The organism is Pseudomonas sp. WP18 (assembly GCF_036689585.1).
Classification (GTDB): Bacteria; Pseudomonadota; Gammaproteobacteria; order Pseudomonadales; family Pseudomonadaceae; genus Aquipseudomonas; species Aquipseudomonas chlororaphis_E.
Genome location: NZ_CP144758.1, coordinates 4,809,864 through 4,827,068, shown reverse-complemented (window position 1 = coordinate 4,827,068; position 17,205 = coordinate 4,809,864). Strand labels below are relative to the sequence as shown.

The window sequence follows — 17,205 nt, the reverse complement described above, 5'->3', positions numbered from 1 at the left end:
TTACCGCAGGGCGTGTGTTTTCTTTTCAGGATAAGTCGTCGTAACGGGACAGGTTCAGCCAGGGTTCAGGTTTGTGTCGCAAGCGCTTGTTCTTGCCATGATTTTTTAACGTTTTAAAGCGTCAAGCGGTGTATGATTGCGCCCGTCAGCCCCGCCGGGGCTTTGGAATATCTCCATGGACTTACCCAGTAGTTACTCAATATCCCGTTTTGCCAATCATGAATTGACTGATTGATCCTTCCGGCGTGCTCCACTGCTGGGAGTGGAGTTCGCCTATGACCCAAGTAGAAGTAAAGAAAACACAAGAAAGCCTTCAGGACCGCCTCGCTCAAGTCGTCGAGCTGCTGCAGCGCCAGCGGGTCGTCGAAGACCTGACGCATCGCCAGGAAGGTCCGCACCATGACCGGGTCGAGAACCTGGTCCACCGGCAGAACCTCGTCGAGCTGCAGCGCAAGCTCGATGACCTGCACTCCGCCGACGTCGCCTACATCCTTGAAGCCTTGCCGCTGGAAGAGCGCCTGACGGTCTGGCAGCTGGTCAAGGCCGACCGCGACGGTGACATCCTGCTCGAAGTGTCCGACTCGGTCCGAGAAACCCTGATCGCCGACATGGATGATCACGAGTTGCTCGCGGCGGCCAAGGAGATGGACGCCGACGAACTCGCCGACCTGGCGCCCGAGCTGCCTCGGGACGTTATCCACGAACTGATGGAAACCCTCGACGGCCAGCAACGCGAGCGCGTGCGCTCGGCGCTGTCCTATGACGAGGAGCAGGTCGGTGCGCTGATGGACTTCGAGATGGTGACGATCCGCGAGGACGTCAGCCTTGAAGTGGTCTTGCGTTATCTGCGTCGCCTCAAGGAACTGCCAGGGCACACCGACAAACTCTTCGTGGTCGATTACGACGGCGTGTTGAAGGGTGTGCTGCCCATCAAGCGCCTGCTCGTCAACGATCCGGAAAAACAGGTGGCCGAGGTCATGGCCAGCGATCCGGTGAGTTTTCACCCGGACGAAGACGCCTATGACGCCGCCCAGGCGTTCGAGCGTTATGACTTGATTTCTGCGCCGGTGGTCGACAAGAACGGCAAGCTGATCGGCCGTTTGACCATCGATGAAATGGTTGACCTGATTCGTGAGGAAAGCGAAAGCGAAGTCCTCAGCATGGCCGGTCTGCGCGAAGAAGAAGACATCTTTGCCTCGGTCTGGAAATCCCTGCGTAACCGTTGGGCCTGGCTGGCAATCAATCTGATCACGGCGTTTGTCGCCTCGCGGGTCATCGGCCTGTTCGAAGGTTCCATCGAGAGGCTGGTGGCGCTTGCGGCATTGATGCCCATTGTTGCCGGGATTGGCGGCAACTCCGGCAACCAGACCATCACCATGATCGTCCGCGCCATGGCGCTGGACCAGGTCAGCACCGGCAACACGTCGCGCTTGATGCGCAAGGAGTTGGCGGTGGCCTTGATCAATGGCGTGATCTGGGGCGGCGTGATCGGTGTGGTGGCTTATCTGCTCTATGGCAGTTGGTCGCTGGGGGTGGTGATGACCGCCGCGATGACGCTTAACCTGTTGTTGGCAGCCTTGATGGGGGTCTTGATTCCCATGACCCTGGCGCGGATGGGACGCGACCCGGCCATGGGGGCCAGCGTGATGATTACCGCCATGACCGACAGTGGCGGGTTCTTCATCTTCCTGGGGTTGGCGACGATCTTCCTGCTCTGACATTCGCCTGATTCACGGTGGCGAGGGCGTTCGCTCCCTCGCCACCGTTGCATTCATCCCTTGTACGCGCCGGGGCAAATTCCGGGCAAAAAAAAGCCAGCGCAAGGCTGGCTTTTGATTCATGCGTTCGATCAGGACGCGTCTGCGGCCATCTCTGCGTCATGGGCAATCAGCGAAACGAGGGCGTTTTGCTGGCGGTGAGAGAGTTGTCGGAAGCGTTGAAGCAACTCGCGCTCATGCAACGACAGCTCCGGGCTGTCCAGGCGCATGCTCAACTCTTCACCCAACGCGCCTTCCTGGATCAGGCTTTGCTCAAGGCGCGCGATGATTTCAGAGTTCATGCTGCGGTGATGATTGCGAGCCACCTCGGCAATGCGTTCCCGCATTCCGTCTGGCAGACGTACGACGAACTTGTCAGCCGTACGGCTGGAATAAATTGCCTGTTTCAATGGGCGCATATATTTAACCGGTTAGTTCAGGGGAGCGGTTCTCGGGATTGGCCGCAGGATGTCGATAGGACAAGCTCCAAAGCCAAATGTTCAACCTGAATCGTTAAGAGGCCCGCATCATGCCTCAAAATTGCCAGATCATTGGCGCCAATTCTGTGACAAATTCTGATCCGCGTAAAGGCGTTATGCCAGTACCCTTCGTCAAAAAATGCGGACTGGTTGGAAAAATCAACAGGTCAGGATGTGTGACCGCCGTATCGTGTCGTTGTGCCATACCGTCTGGCGGATAACCCGCCTGGTACAAAAAACACGCACTGTCCTTGTCTTGTATAGGATAGTGGCAATTGGCCGATTTACTAGGTTAAACCGCTCAAGGACGGATGAATGGCGACTGCCATTCAACGCTTGGAATCATCGAAGCGGGCCCGCCGCACCATTTGCCTACACTTAAAAACAGCGACGACATGACAAACGCAGGGCAGGTCGCTAACATGCACGCCGTTCCGCGCACCGCGTTTCTCGCGGTCGACTCGTGTCTCAGTAGCTCAATTGGATAGAGCATCCCCCTCCTAAGGGGAAGGTTGGCAGTTCGAACCTGCCCTGGGACACCATTACTTCAGCCGGCCTCCTGCCGCATACCCCTCCTTATATTCACATGATCGATTGGCGTGACGTCGCCCCAGCACGGCCTTCCTGCGGCCCGGTGCTGTGAACCAGTGCCCATTTTTTCGACTGTGTAACAAACGTGTGTGCCTGGTGCGAAACTTTCTCACCTGATGGCAATCTGACCGTCTCGGTACGTTGTAGGAAACTTCCTAATTACGCGCCTTTTTGAGGGGCATCAGTGCCGATGCTCACCGTATTCCTGAACTCAAGCCACAAGGATGTGTCATGCGCGCAGCCGCACCCTGCCGAACGCGTCAATCACGCACTGCTCGTCGCCCTGTCGACGGCGCTCGTTCTTCTTCACCCAACGCCCAGCGGCTTGCGCTGCTGTTGCTGGCCGCCTGGACGGTGGGGGCGGGGAGCCTTGCGCAGGCGGCTGGGCCGGAGGAAGAGTTGCTGCGTCAGCGTGAGCGTGAGCGGGTGCTGCGTGATCAGTTGGAGTCCCGGCCGGATGTGCGCCTGCAAGCGGCACCCGTCGCGGAAGGTGCCGATCGCCTGCCCGCCAAGGAAAGCCCCTGCTTCGCCATCGATGACATCCGGCTGATTGGCGAGGCGTCGGAAAAATTCCAATGGGCCTTGCGCGCCGCCAACCCCAAGCATGACCCGGCCATCGGGCGTTGCCTGGGGGGCGCCGGGATCAACCTGACGATGAAGCGCATGCAGAATGCGATCATCGAGGCTGGCTATGTCACCACTCGGGTGCTTGCCGAAGCCCAGGACTTGAACAGTGGCGTCCTGGTGTTGACCCTGGTGCCGGGGCGCATCCGCGAGATTCGCTTCCAGGAGGGCACCAGTTCCCGGGCCAATGCCTGGAATGCGATGCCGGCCAGTCCCGGCGACTTGCTCAACCTGCGGGACATCGAGCAGGCGCTGGAAAACTTCAAGCGCGTGCCGACCGCCGAAGCCGATATCCAGATCGCACCGGCCCGTGCCGCCGACGCCAAGCCCGGTGAGAGCGACGTGGTGATTGCCTGGACCCAGCGGTTCCCGGCCCGCGTCAGCCTGTCGGTGGACAATTCGGGCAGCAAGACCACCGGCAAGTACCAGGGCAATGTGTCGCTGTCCCTGGACAACCTGCTGTCGCTCAACGACCTGTTCTACGCCAGCGTCAACCACGACTTGGGTGGTGGCGAGTCCGGCCATCGCGGTTCCGATGGCAACACCCTGCATTATTCGCTGCCGTTCGGTTACTGGCAGTTGGGTTTCACCACCAGTGAATACAACTACGAACAGTCCGTCGCCGGCGCCAACCAGACCTACCAGTACCGTGGCGAGAGTCGTAACAACGAACTGCGCCTGTCACGCCTGCTGTACCGCGACGCCGTTCGCAAGACCACCGCGTGGGGCAGCCTGTGGACGCGCTCTTCGGAGAACTTCATCGATGACACCGAGATCGGCAACCAGAAACGGCGCATGGCCGGCTGGCAACTGGGGCTGAACCATCGCGAGTTCATCGGCGCCTCGATTCTCGACCTGGGCGCCGCCTACCGCCGCGGCACCGGGGCCCATGACGCGCTCAGGGCACCCGAAGAAGATTTCGACGCAGGCACTTCACGCTCGCAGATCATCACTGCCGATGCCCAGTTGCAGGTGCCGTTCCAGGTCAGTGACCAGCGCCTGCGCTACATCGGCGGCTGGCGCGCGCAATGGAACCGGACGCCGCTGGTGCCCCAGGACCGCTTCTCGATTGGCGGGCGCTACAGCGTGCGGGGCTTCGACGGGGAAAACATTCTGTCCGCCGACCGTGGCTGGACCCTGCGCAACGAAGTCGGCCTGTTTTTGGGACAGACCGGCCAGGAGCTCTACACCGGCATCGACTATGGCGAAGTCAGTGGTCCTTCCAGCGAGTTCCTGATCGGCAAGCGCCTGGCGGGGGCCGTGGTGGGTCTGCGGGGCGGCTACAAGGGCCTGTCCTATGACTGGTCGTTTGGTACGCCATTGAAGAAGCCCGATGGCTTCGAAACGGCCAACGTGACCAGCGCGTTCACCGTCATCTGGTCATTCTGAGGTGATCCCATGCAGTTCGAGACGCTAGACATCATTGCCCCCGGCTTGATCGATGAGCCCTGGAACGAGGCTGCCGTGTTCGGCTCGGCCACCTGGCTGTGGATGCATTCCAAGGCTCACCGCGATGCGCCGTTGCACAGCTTGCCGACGTTGTTGTTGCCGGCCCTCAAGCATCGCCAGTTCGTGCTCGCCAGCGAACAGGGAAAACCGGTGTTCTACCTGTCCTGGCTCAACCTCGACGCGGCCACCGAGCAACGCTACCTAAGGCAATCGCCACTGACCCTGACAGAAGCCGACTGGAACAGCGGCGAGCGCCTCTGGCTCAACGACTGGGTGGCGCCGTTCGGCCACACCGGCGTGGTCACCCGCCTGCTGCATCGACAGTTGTTCGCCAACCGGTGTGGGCGTGCGCTCTATCACCGAGGCGAGGAACGCGGCCTGCGGGTCAAGACATTCCAAGGGATCGGTGTCATCCCTGAACAGGCCAAGGCCTGGTTTGCCGCTCACCCGCTGGCAGTCGCACCGTAACGCTAACCCCGAGTTAATTGCGGGCCAGAACCGCAAATGGAATTGCCATGAACAAGCACCTGTACCGAATCGTTTTCAACAAGGCTCGCGGACTGCTGATGGTGGTGGCCGAGAATGTCACCAGTCAGGTCAAGGCTCCGGGGACCCGTAGCGGCCCGACGCCGGGACCGGTGGCCTGCGCGGCGACGCTCGGGCCGTTGCGCTTTGCCGTGATGGCGGCGATCGGATTGGTGTCCTTGAGCGTGGCGCCTGCCTGGGCCGCGACCATCGTGGCGGATCCCGGCGCGCCGGCCGGCCAGCGTCCCGGTGTGATCGAAAGCGCCAACGGTACGCCCCAGGTGAATATCCAGGCCCCCAGCGCGGGGGGCGTTTCGCGCAATACCTACAGCCAGTTCGACGTCGACAACCGTGGCGTGATCCTCAACAACGCCACGACCAACAGCCAGACCAAACTGGGCGGCTGGATCGAAGGCAACCCGATGCTGGGCAATGGCAGCGCGCGGGTCATCCTCAACGAAGTCAATTCCGCCAACCCCAGCCAACTGCGTGGCTATGTCGAAGTCGCGGGCCAGCGCGCCGAAGTGGTGATTGCCAACCCGTCCGGCATTACTTGCAACGGCTGCGGCTTCATCAATGCCGACCGGGCGACCCTCAGCACCGGTCGGGCGCAGTTGGAGAACGGACGCATCAGCGGCTACACCGTACAGGGCGGGACGATCAACATCGAAGGCAAGGGCCTGGATGCTCGCGAGACCGACTACACGGACCTGATCGCTCGTAGCGTGCAGGTCAACGCCGGGGTCTGGGCCAACGACCTGAAGGTCACGACCGGACGCAACCAGGTCAACGCCGATAACACCCAGGCCACGCCACTGCCCGGTGACGACGGGGAAAAGCCCAGCGTGGCCATCGACGTCGCCAAGCTGGGTGGCATGTACGCCGGCAAAATCATGCTGGTGGGCACCGAGTCCGGCGTGGGTGTGCGCAACGCCGGGCAGATTGGCGCCATGGCCGGTGAAGTGGTCGTCAGCGCCGACGGCAAGTTGCAGAACCAGGGCGCGATCAGCAGCGCCACCGCGACCCGTATCAAGGCCGCCGAGGTCGACAACAGTGGCACGCTCTACGCCAAGGGCGACTTGACGCTCGACAGCACCGGCGACATCGACAACAGCGGCACCGTTGCCAGCCAGAACCACACGACGCTGACCGCCCGCAACATCCGCAGCACCCAGGCGTCCAGCGTGGCGGCGGGTGTCGGCGCGGACGGCAAGCTGGCCGGCGCGGGCAACCTCGCGCTGCGGGCCGGCACGGTCAAGGCACAAGGGCAGAACCTGGCGTCCGGGGACGTCAGCGTCGCCGCCGCGGACCTGGACCTGAGCGGCAGCCAGACCCAGGGGCGCAATGTCACCCTGACCGCCAGCACGGGCGACGCCAATCTCGCCGGCAGCCAGGTCGATGCCACCCAGGTGCTGAGCGCAACGGCGGCCAAGACCCTGCGCACCGGCGCGGCCAAGGTCAACGCCGGCAACCTGCAATTGAGCGCCCGGGACATTGCCAACACCGGCGGTGAGTTGATCCAGACCGGCACCGCAGACACCTCGATCAAGGCCAGCGCGACCCTCGACAACCGTGACGGGCGCATCGCCTCCAATGCCGACAACCTGAAGCTGGGCGCCAGTCGTCTGGACAACGGCAAGGGCAAGGTCGAGCACGCCGGCAAAGGCACCCTGGATATCCAGGCCAACCAGTTGGCCGGCGGCAAAGGCAGCGTGGCCAGCAACGGCAAGGTGACGATCAAGGCCACCGACGTGGTGGTGGACGACGGCCTGACCCAGGGCCAGCAGATCACGTTCGACACCCAGACCCTGTCCAACCAGCGCGGACAGATTGTGCAGACCGGCGCGCAGCCCTTGCAGGTGACCGCCCGTGAGCGCTTCGACAACCAGGACGGGCGCGTCAGCAGCCCCGGCGCGGTGAACCTTGATGTCGGCACGCTGAACAACCAGGGCGGCAAAGTCGTCGCCACCGACGGCGGGGCGCTGACGGTGACCGCCGGCCAACGGATCGACAACAGTTCAGGCACCCTGGCCGCCAGCGGCAACGCCCAGGTGAAGGGAGCCCGCCTGGACAACAGCCAGGGCACCGTGAGTGCCGGAGGCGAGTTGCGGGCGACGTTCGATCAGTTGAACAACATCGGCGGCACGATGGCCGCCACCCAGCGCATGGAGATCATCGCCGGGCAATTCAATAACACCAATGGCGTGCTGGGCTCGGTGCAGTCCGGGCTGCGGGTCAGCGTCTCCGGCGATGGGCTGAATAACAGCGGCGGGCGTCTTGAAGCGCTGGGTGACATCACGCTGTCGGCCCTGGGCCTGAACAACCAAAGTGGCGTGATCAGCGGCGGCGCCCTGGACCTGGACAGCCACGGCAACCGAGTGGACAACAGCCAGGGCACGCTGAACGCCACCGCGACCCTCGACCTGCGCAGCGGCCAATTGCATAACGCCGCCGGCTTGATCCAGGCCAAGGGCAAGCTGCTCATCGACACCGGCAACCAGGCGCTGAACAACCTGCAGTCGGGCACCACCCAAGGGATCAGCGGCCAGGACAGCGTCGAAATCCGCACGGCCAGCCTCGACAACAGTGCGGGTTTCCTGGGAGCCAAGGGCTCCCTGTTGCTCAAGGCCACCGACCTGGGCAATGGCAGCGGCGGCCAGATCATCGGCGAGAAAACCGTACGGGTCGAAAGCGTCCGGGTGGACAATCGCGGCGGTCAGTTGCAAGGCCTCGGCGATGTCCAGATGGTGCTGGGGGAGACGCTCAATAACCAGGGCGGGTTGATCCGCAGTGCGGGAACGCTGGACGTGAGCGCCGACGTGCTCGACAACGGCGCCACCCGAGGCACCCAGCAAGGCCTCGAAGGCCGCGCCATGAGCCTGGCGGTCAATACGCTTTCCAACCAGTCCGGTGCGATTCGCGCCGACCAGGGGCTGAGCCTGGGGATCAGCCAGGCGTTGAACAACGAAGGCGGGCTGATTTCCTCTGGCGCCGGGTTGAGCATCAGCGACCGTGACCCGGCGCAACGGCGCCAGGCCGTGCACAACCAGGGCGGCACCTTGCTCGCGGGCAGCCTGCTGTCGCTCAATGCGGCCTACTACGGTGGCACCGGCAGGGCCCTGAGCCTGGGCGACCTGACATTCAGGCTGCAAGGCGGCCTGGACTTGAGCGGCCAGATCCAGGCCAACGGTCAGGTCGACCTGAGTACCGAGGGCGCCTTCAACAACAGCGGGCAATTGCTGGCCGGCAACCTGCTGACGGTCCGCGCGCAGACGCTGGACAATGCCGGCAGCGGCGAGATCAGCGCCGGCCAGGTTCGCCTGACCGTCAACGACAGCCTGACCAACCGTGGCCTGATCGACGGCCAGCAAGTGCGGGTGCAGGCCCTCTCGCTCAACAACCTGGGCACGGGCCGGCTCTACGGCGACCGTCTGGCGATCAGCGCTTCGACGCTGAACAACCGGGACGAAAACGGCATCGGCGCGACCATCGCCGCCCGCGAGTCGCTGGACATCGGCGCCGGTAGCCTGGACAACCGCGAGCAGGCCCTGATCTTCAGCGCTGGCGACCTCGCCATCGGCGGCGCGTTGAGCGCGGCTGACAAGGCCCAGGACCGCGCCCAGTTGCTGACCAACGCCAGCGCGACCATCGAGGCCCTCGGCAACCTGTCGCTGAACGTGCAAAGCGTGCGCAACACCAACGAGCATTTCAGCACCCGGCAGGTGGAGGTCAGTCGTACCGCCTTGCAGGAATTCCAACTCACCGGTTCGACGAACCGCTACCAGGGCAACCAGGTTTCGGTCAGCAGCGACGAAGTGCTCTACCTGGCCACCCCCGAAGGCCGCGAGGACAACTGGAACCGCTACGACTACACCCGGGTGGTGGCGGAGACCCAGATCGCCACCTCGGCACCGGCGCAGATCCTCTCCGGTGGGACGATGCAGATCAGCGCCGGCGACGTGCTCAACGACAAGAGCCGGATCATTGCCGGCGGACTGCTACAGGCCGACATCGGCAGCCTGACCAACACTGAGCTGACGGGCCAGCGCACCACCACCGACAGCGGCACCGCCACCCACTTCTATCGCATCCAGCGCAAGGGGCGCGACCGCCAGGGCACGGCCGTCACAGACTACACGCCGGCGCCGATGATCCAGGACATCACCCTGCAACCAACCGTGTTCGCCGAGAACACCGCGGGCAATGGCACCGGCACCCAGATCGCCGCGCGCGCCACCCAGGGCGTCACCGAGCAGGTCGCCGCCACAGGCGCGGTCAACGCCACGGGCAGCCGCACCCACCAGGTCGCGCCGATCGTCCAGGTCGCCGCCCAGACCACCCTGAACAGCAAAGGCGTGGCTGAGCAGATCCGCAGCGGCGGGCCGTCCCTGGCGTTGCCGAACAACAGCCTGTTCAACACCAACCCGCAGAACACCGGCGGCTATCTGATCGAAACCGACCCGCGCTTTGCCAGCTACCGCACCTGGTTGTCCTCGGACTACATGCTGCAACGCCTGCAAGTCGACCCGGCCCTGACCCAACAACGCCTGGGTGACGGCTTCTACGAACAGAAGCTGATTCGCGAACAAGTGGCGCAACTCACCGGCCGACGTTTCCTCGATGGCTACGCCAATGATGAACTGCAATACCGTGCCCTGATCGACAACGCCGTCACTGTTGCCAACCAATGGCAATTGGTGCCCGGCGTGGCGCTGACGTCCGAGCAGATGGCCCAGCTGACCAGTGACATCGTCTGGCTGGTGCAAAAGCAAGTGACCCTCCCTAACGGCGACACCCGCAACGTGCTGGTGCCGCAGGTCTACGTGCGGGTCCAGGAAGGCGACCTCAACGGCTCCGGTGCGCTGATCGCCGGGCAGCGCCTGAACCTGAACATCGCCGGCGACCTGGTCAATAGCGGCAGCCTGGCCGGGCGCAGTGTCATGGCGATCACCGCGCAGAACATTCAGAACCTGGGTGGGCGTATCCAGGCCGACAACGCCTCGGTCACCGCCAGGGACAACCTCAACAACCTCGGTGGCCTGATCGGCGCCGTGGACAACCTGTCGGTGAAGGCTGGGCAGGACATCAACGTCATTTCCAGCAGTCGCGACAGCAGCAGCGCCCAAGGCACCCGGACGCAGTTGTCACGGGTGGCCGGGCTGTTCGTCAGCGGTGCCCAGGGCACGATGAATGTCAGCGCCGGCAAGGACTTGAATCTCACCGGGGCCCAGGTCGTCAATGCAGGCCAGGGCGGCAGCACGTCTCTGGAGGCCGGCAACAACCTCAACCTCGGCACCGTGGGCGAGGCGCATCAGCAAGCGTTGACCTGGAACAGCAGCAACTGGCGCAACGACGCCAGCCAGACCGAAGTCGGCTCGCTGATCCAGGGCCAGGGCGATGTCCGCCTGAGCGCGGGCCAGGACCTCAACGCCCGCGCCGCCCACGTGACCAGCGAGCAGGGCGCGGTGTTTGCCGAGGCCAAGCGTGACGTCAACCTCACCACGGCCCAGAACTACCAGTTCGCCGACGAAGCGCACAAGGTCAAAGGCAAGAGTGGGTGGTTCTCCAGCAAGACCACCACCACCCGCGACACCGTCAGCCAGACCCAGGCCGAAGGCTCCACCCTGAGTGGCGAGCAGACGTATGTGCAGGCCGGTCGAGACATCAACCTGAGTGGCAGCAACGTGGTCTCCACCACCAAGACCATCCTGGTGGCGGACAACAACGTCAACATCGAAGCGGCCACCGCCAGCAGCAGCGAACGCCACGACAAGACCGTCAAGAAAAGCGGCCTGTTCAGCGGCGGCGGCATCGCCGTGACCCTCGGTACTCAGAAACAGAGCGTCAAGGACCTCGCCACGGAGCACACGGCCGTGGCAAGCACCGTGGGCTCGACCACCGGCGATGTGCTGATCGAAGCGGGCAAGGGTTACCGTCAGGTGGGCAGCCAGGTGTCGGCGCCCCAAGGCAACATCGACGTCACGGCGCAGACCATTGATGTCGTCGAAGCCCGTAACACCCGTGAACGCGAGCGTGAAACCCTGTTCAAGCAAACCGGGTTCACCCTCACCGTGACCAACCCGGTGATCAGCGCGATTCAAACCAACCAGCAGATGAAACGGGCCTCGGAGAAAACCGACGACGGACGCATGAAGGCCCTGGCCGCCGCGACCGCCGTGCTGGCGACCAACAACGCCGCTACCGCCGTGGCGATGGACCCAGGCTCGGCCGGCGGGATCAACATCAGCCTGTCGCTGGGCACCAAGAAAAACGAAAGCACCACTACCTACACCAGCGACAGCGCGGCCGGCTCGACCATGACCGCCGGCAACGACATCCGCCTGCGTGCCACTGGCGCGGGGGCGGCCAGCGACATCACCGTGCAAGGCAGCGATATCAAGGCCGGACGCAACGCCAGCCTGCTGGCGGACGGCGACATCAACTTGCTCGCCGCCCGCAATGTCGACAAGCAGGAGACCGACAGCAAAGGCAGCAGCGCGAGCATCGGCATCGGCTTTTCCCTCGGTGCTCGCAACGGTTTCACCCTGGACCTGGGAGCGTCCGGCAGCCGTGGCCAGGCAGACGGCGATGGCCTCACCCACACCAATACCCATGTCCAGGCGGGCAACCAGTTGCTGCTGTCCTCGGGCGGTGACACAAACCTCAAGGGCGCGGTGGCCAGTGGCAAACAGGTACTGGCCGACGTTGGCGGCAACCTGAACATCGAAAGCCTGCAAGACACCAACACCTACGTCGTCGATGAGAAGAGCCTGGGTGTTGGCATCAGCTTGTGTGTCCCGCCGTTCTGCTACGGCATGAGTTCGGTCAACGGCATGAGTGGCAGCTTCGGGGCCACGGACATCGACTCCAACTACGCCAGCGTGATCGAGCAATCCGGGATCAAGGCCGGCGACGAGGGCTTCGACATTCGCGTGGGCGGCAACACCGACCTGGTCGGCGGGGTGATCGCCAGCAGCGACAAGGCCGTGCAGGACGGCAAGAATCGCCTGGTCACCGCCAGTCTCACCAGCCGCGACATCAAGAACAAGGCCGAGTACGACGCCAGCTCCGTCAGCGTCGGGGGCGGCTATCGCGAAGTCGGCAAGGACCAACAGGGCAATGCCACCAGCGGCGGCACGCAAACCCCGGGCACCGGGCTGCCGCAGAACGGCAATGAGCTCAGCGCCACCATGCCGATTGCCATCAGTGCCAGCGACGACGCCAGCAGCGTCACCCGCAGCGGCATCAGTGGCGGCACGGTCGTCATCACCGACGATGCCGAGCAGCAGAAGCGCACCGGCAAAAATGGCGAGCAAACCGTCGCCAGCCTCAATCGCGACGTCTCCAGCGACCGCGATACCAGCAACACGCTCAAGCCGATCTTCGACGAAGATGAGATCCGGGCCGGTTTCGAGATTGTCGGCGCGTTCGCCAACGAAGCCAGCACTTTGCTCGCCAACAAGGCCAAGGAGGTCGATGCCAAGCGCAACCAGGCCGAGAAAGACAGGGCCAAGGCCCTCGATCCGAATGCGAACCTGACCGATGCCGAGCGGTTGGCGTTGCTCAACAACTCCCAGCGACTGACTGTCGAAGCCCGCGGTATCGCCGACAAGTGGGGCGCGGGCGGCACCTACCGCCAGATCACCACCGCCCTGGTGGGCGCGGCCAGCGGCAACATCAGCGGCAGCAACGGCGCATTCGTCCAGAGCCTGGTGGTCAACTACGTGCAACAGCAAGGCGCGGGCTACATCGGCGACCTGGTGGCGGACGGCAAACTCACCGAAGGCTCGCCGCTGCATGCCGCGCTGCATGGCATCGTTGCCTGCGCGGGCGCCGCGGCCAGCAGTCAGAGCTGCGGCAGTGGCGCAGCGGGCGCGGCGGCGTCGAGCCTGCTCACCGGCCTGTTTTCCGAAGCCAGCCCCAACGAAAGCGAAGCCCAGCGCGAAGCCAAGCGAAACCTGATCGTCAGCCTGGTCACCGGGCTGGCCGCGAGCAGCGCCTCGCTCGACCCGGCCACCGCCAACAGCGCGGCTGGCGCGGCGGTGGACAACAACTGGCTGGCGACCCAGCAACTGGTCCAGGCCGAGAAGGAATACAGCGCAGCCGATGGGCTGGCGGCCAAGGCGCAGGTGATCGCCAAATGGGCGTACATCAACCAGAAGCAAGACGTACTGACCCGCTTCGGCGTGGGCAAAGGCCTGGTGCAGGCGGGATGGAGCGACGTCGAAGGCCTGGCGCAGTTCCTTCTTCATCCAATTGACGGAATCAACGGCCTCAAGGCCCTGATCAACGACCCCGAGGCCCGCAAGCAGTTCGGCGATGGCGTGGTCAATGAGCTCAACGCCAAACTCGATCGCGTCAAGGATGCCCTGGAAAATGGCGGCGACGACCGCGCTGTGCAGTTGGGCCAGGACCTTGGCGAACTGGTTTGGCAGGTGGGTAGTATTGCGACGGGTGTCGGCGGCGCCGCCAAAGGTGGCGTGGCGCTGGCGAAGGCCGGGATCAGGGTCGGGGCCGAAGGGCTTGAGGCGATGGCTGGCCTGGCCAAGTTCGACAAGCTGGTCGCCCGTGGCGGGCAGTTCAACCCCAATGGCACGCCGCTGATGGATTTCCGGGCGTTGACCAACGCGCAGAAGAGCATCATCGGTGATGTCATGGGCGGCGAGCGGATCAAATCCCTGGTGCCGGGTGCCGAGAAAATCGGCCGAGCGCCGGACATCGGGCAGACTGGTATTGATGACCTGTACAAGGTCAACAAGCCGGGTGTGGATTACCTGATCGTGGAGTACAAGTTTGGTTCGTCTGCGTTGAAACCGACCAAGGATGGTTTGCAGATGAGCGATAGCTGGTTGCAGGGGACTGCCACAAATTATGATCGTATTCTGGAGTCGGTCAGTGGTAACGGTGGAATGGCGCAAAGTATTGAAAACGCCTTGCAGGCTGGGCGGGTGGAAAAATGGTTAGTACATACCGACCCTTTTGGTAATGTCACAGTGGGTGTACTGGATGCCCGCGGAAAGTTTTTCGCTGACCCAGTTGCAGCGTCCAAGCTTCTAGGAAACAAGTAGATGATCCGTGCTCCTCTTGGCAATGTCAGTTATTGGAATCAGGTCGTCGAGGACAATGACGGCTATCTCCTGGAATCTCAAAGAATCATGAGGGAACCTGCGGGTAACCCGGATTACGCGCCGCAATACGCCTTCAACACTGCAAAGAAACATTGGCACCAGATCCTGCGTCGCTACAGCGCTGGCAATCCTATAGCTGATTTGTCGCGCTACTTTCCGGGCTTGCTTGATGCCTGGGAAGAGGCCGAACGCCTGGGTGCATCGGTCTGGACACCTGAGCAGCAATTCACCCGCCACAGCTGGCGCGTCAACTATGACCATTACATCGTCTGCTTCTGGCTGGTGGGCCTGGGGTTGGCGCTGGAGATTCCCGATGATCAATGGCGAAGGCTGCTGGCCCTTATCGGCAACGAAGGCGAGGACGTGTTGCTCGACCGGGTCATCGCGAGTCGCAGTCCCGAGCGCAAAGTGGGGGCCGTTCTCCTTTATCCCAAACCCTATGGACGACTGCTGGCGGCAGTGGATGCGCCGGTGGAGACGCAGGCTTCCAAGTTGGAAGCGTTCGTCAGTCATTGGTATCAGGAAGTCCGAACAGGGGCGAAATCCGGCTCCGATCCCCAGGCAGTCAGTTACAAGCATCCCTACTGGTACACCTATGGCGACGAGAATTTTGAAGGTGGCGCATATTTCGGTCGCTGGTGCGTGGAAGCCGTGGCGGCGGTGAAGGCTTTTGGGCTGGATGATTCACAGTGCCTGGGGCTTGAGCATTATCCCGGGGATTTACTCCGACCCGACGGCCCGAGTACACACCCGCTCAGGCAGGACGCTGAAGCGCCTATTGCGGTGGTTGTTGAGAATAAGGTTGGTTTTTGGTCGAAGTTGTTGGGGCGTCGTTAGCGGTTTCGAGCAGGTTTACAGGCCCCTTTTTCAGTTAAGCAACGACATGCGATGAGCTGAAATGAAGTATTACTTGTTGCGGGAAGATGTGCAGTTTCCTGAACGCTGGTATTTGGGAGATATAAAGCACTGCAACAACTGGCTCTTCATCGACCCCCCTTCTGAGTACATGGAGCCGTGTACCTACACCCTTGAGGTTCTTGAGGAAGGTGGGAGTCTGGATTTTTCCTTGGCTGGCTATGCCTCTGTGCCGGTTTTGAGTGAAAAAGCCAGGGATGCATTGTTGGGCTTTCCCGATGTTGATGAACCGTATATGAATGTCGTGCTCGAGCCTGTGTCGGTTGCAGGCGAGCAAGCTCATGGTCGTTACTATGTGATGATTGTCGAGACCCAATTGGATTGCGTAGACGAATCACGCTCCGCTTTCAAAAAATATGAGGTCAATGATCCCGTACGACCTGATCGAGCTGGCGAATACAGCGTTTTTCTGAATCTTGTCATTGATCCTGCCAAGGCCCAGGGAAAACATATTTTTCGTATCAAGAAACACTTGGGAGCATTGATCGTTAGCGAGGATGTGAAGCTTCGGCTGGAGCGTGCGGGTCTCAGAGGCATGCTATTGGAGGGGGTGAATGGTGAGGGTGAAGTTATTTGCTGATGGGATGAAGCTTGACACCATCCTTTTGTGCGAGGGAGCAAGTGGACTTGCCCCTACCAAACCGGACACCAACTCCCCGTTAATTGATGCTGCCGCCAAGCGCCTGAACTTAGGCAATCACCTGAAAGTGTGAGCGGAAATTTGATCGGCGTTGATTTGAAGGGAGAAGTACTAAGAGTTTTCCTTGGGCACGCAAGACGTTTTTGAGTTACATGGGAACCGCACTGAAATGGAAAAAATCAATACTCTGCTTGAACAGCATCGACGTTGGCTATCCCAGTCGGGAGACATGACGGCTCAAGAGCTTGCCTACATTGATGAGGATCTGGCTAGCGACTCGTTAGGTGGATTGGACAACGTGGCTGATTCGTTGGGGATGCTGGCGACCTACTACGGTGTTCAGGGAGAAGTTGCTATTAGTGATCGAGATCCCGCTGGCTGGGAGCACGTCTCGCGTTCGATGATGTACCGTTATTGGGCCCTGATGCTCAAAGCGAAGGCTTTCTCCAAGACGAGTTTTCTGCAAGGCGTCAAAACTGTCCCCAATTTGACTAATCAATTGAGCCTCGCTGGATGCCTATTGGCAGGATTGATAGTGGCTGATCGTCGAGACCTGGCCGCCTCCGTAGCCGATGTTTTGGCCGGGATGCTGGCTATCAATGGCGCTGTCGATGCTAGCTATCTTGAACAGCGTCGATTCGAACCTTTCATGCTCTGGCTTTATTCAGTCTATTCGCAAGGAGAGACGCTTCCAGAAATTAAGTCGATGAATTTAGGTGTTTATCAAGAGGTGATAAACGAATGGAGTAATGAGCAAGGGCTCGCTCAAGCGCTGGAAAAACTATGTAAGTATCATCTCTCCAATTTTGAGGACAGCGGTGGGGCGTGGGACCCTGAATTCAAATATGCGCCTTTCGATCTGCTACCTTTAGAGATTCACGCAATTTTTCGTGTGCGACAACAATTAGGTTTGACTACGCCAGTTGTGTCGAGTCCTTTGTTATTCGCCGAAGCTGCCGAGTTAGAGAGCGTGGGCATCATTTCTGATCAGCTTGTTGAGCGGGTGGAGGCAGCCTACGAGGGTTTCTTCGTACTTTAGCAGCGAGAGTGGTTACTGGTTCCTAATTTAAATGCCAGAAATTTCCACGATATTGGGT

The 17,205-nt window shown here is 61.7% G+C and carries 8 protein-coding genes and 1 tRNA gene; 8 read left to right on the top strand and 1 reads right to left on the bottom strand.

Going from position 1 to position 17,205, the window contains the following annotated elements; genetic code table 11:
- The first annotated feature begins 275 nt into the window (after positions 1-275).
- Entirely contained in the window at positions 276-1,718 is a 1,443-nt protein-coding gene (gene mgtE, locus V5F23_RS21320) for a magnesium transporter (protein ID WP_042728507.1), read from the top strand.
- Positions 1,719-1,849: 131 nt separating this feature from the next.
- On the opposite strand, the gene V5F23_RS21315 is transcribed toward mgtE, so the two are convergent.
- Complete coding sequence (locus tag V5F23_RS21315) at positions 1,850-2,176, bottom strand: Arc family DNA-binding protein (RefSeq protein WP_003178899.1); 327 nt, start codon at positions 2,174-2,176, stop codon at positions 1,850-1,852.
- Between the two features lie 525 nt (positions 2,177-2,701).
- Here V5F23_RS21315 and V5F23_RS21310 point away from each other — a divergent pair.
- The 7 genes from V5F23_RS21310 to V5F23_RS21280 all read left to right on the top strand — a co-directional run bounded on the left by V5F23_RS21310 (position 2,702) and on the right by V5F23_RS21280 (position 17,147).
- Positions 2,702-2,778: transfer RNA gene (locus V5F23_RS21310), tRNA-Arg, on the top strand.
- 280 nt (positions 2,779-3,058) lie between these two features.
- Positions 3,059-4,840, top strand: a complete 1,782-nt coding sequence (locus V5F23_RS21305; protein ID WP_042728506.1) for a ShlB/FhaC/HecB family hemolysin secretion/activation protein — start codon at positions 3,059-3,061, stop codon at positions 4,838-4,840.
- 9 nt (positions 4,841-4,849) lie between these two features.
- Positions 4,850-5,368, top strand: a complete 519-nt coding sequence (locus tag V5F23_RS21300) for a toxin-activating lysine-acyltransferase (protein WP_042728505.1) — start codon at positions 4,850-4,852, stop codon at positions 5,366-5,368.
- Positions 5,369-5,415: 47 nt separating this feature from the next.
- Positions 5,416-14,493 carry a hemagglutinin repeat-containing protein gene (locus tag V5F23_RS21295; RefSeq protein WP_338496476.1) on the top strand — a complete coding sequence of 3,026 codons (9,078 nt, stop codon included), beginning with the start codon at positions 5,416-5,418 and terminating at the stop codon, positions 14,491-14,493.
- Positions 14,494-15,390 (top strand): PoNe immunity protein domain-containing protein, encoded by an 897-nt coding sequence (locus V5F23_RS21290; RefSeq protein ID WP_042728503.1) that lies wholly within the window; start codon positions 14,494-14,496, stop codon positions 15,388-15,390.
- Between the two features lie 61 nt (positions 15,391-15,451).
- Positions 15,452-16,048: a DUF1629 domain-containing protein gene (locus V5F23_RS21285; protein WP_042728502.1), complete on the top strand. Its 597-nt coding sequence runs from the start codon at positions 15,452-15,454 to the stop codon at positions 16,046-16,048.
- Positions 16,049-16,232: 184 nt separating this feature from the next.
- A complete protein-coding gene (locus tag V5F23_RS21280; protein ID WP_234407984.1) occupies positions 16,233-17,147 on the top strand; it encodes a hypothetical protein in 915 nt (304 codons plus the stop codon).
- The last annotated feature ends 58 nt before the right edge of the window (positions 17,148-17,205 follow it).

What these genes read in the sequence shown, in the direction of transcription:
- V5F23_RS21300 (WP_042728505.1), top strand. Translation starts at nt 4,850, where the DNA reads ATGCAGTTCGAGACGCTAGACATCATTGCCCCCGGCTTGATCGATGAG.
- V5F23_RS21315 (WP_003178899.1), bottom strand. Translation starts at nt 2,176, where the DNA reads ATGCGCCCATTGAAACAGGCAATTTATTCCAGCCGTACGGCTGACAAG.
- V5F23_RS21290 (WP_042728503.1), top strand. Translation starts at nt 14,494, where the DNA reads ATGATCCGTGCTCCTCTTGGCAATGTCAGTTATTGGAATCAGGTCGTC.
- V5F23_RS21295 (WP_338496476.1), top strand. Translation starts at nt 5,416, where the DNA reads ATGAACAAGCACCTGTACCGAATCGTTTTCAACAAGGCTCGCGGACTG.
- V5F23_RS21305 (WP_042728506.1), top strand. Translation starts at nt 3,059, where the DNA reads ATGCGCGCAGCCGCACCCTGCCGAACGCGTCAATCACGCACTGCTCGT.
- V5F23_RS21285 (WP_042728502.1), top strand. Translation starts at nt 15,452, where the DNA reads ATGAAGTATTACTTGTTGCGGGAAGATGTGCAGTTTCCTGAACGCTGG.
- mgtE (WP_042728507.1), top strand. Translation starts at nt 276, where the DNA reads ATGACCCAAGTAGAAGTAAAGAAAACACAAGAAAGCCTTCAGGACCGC.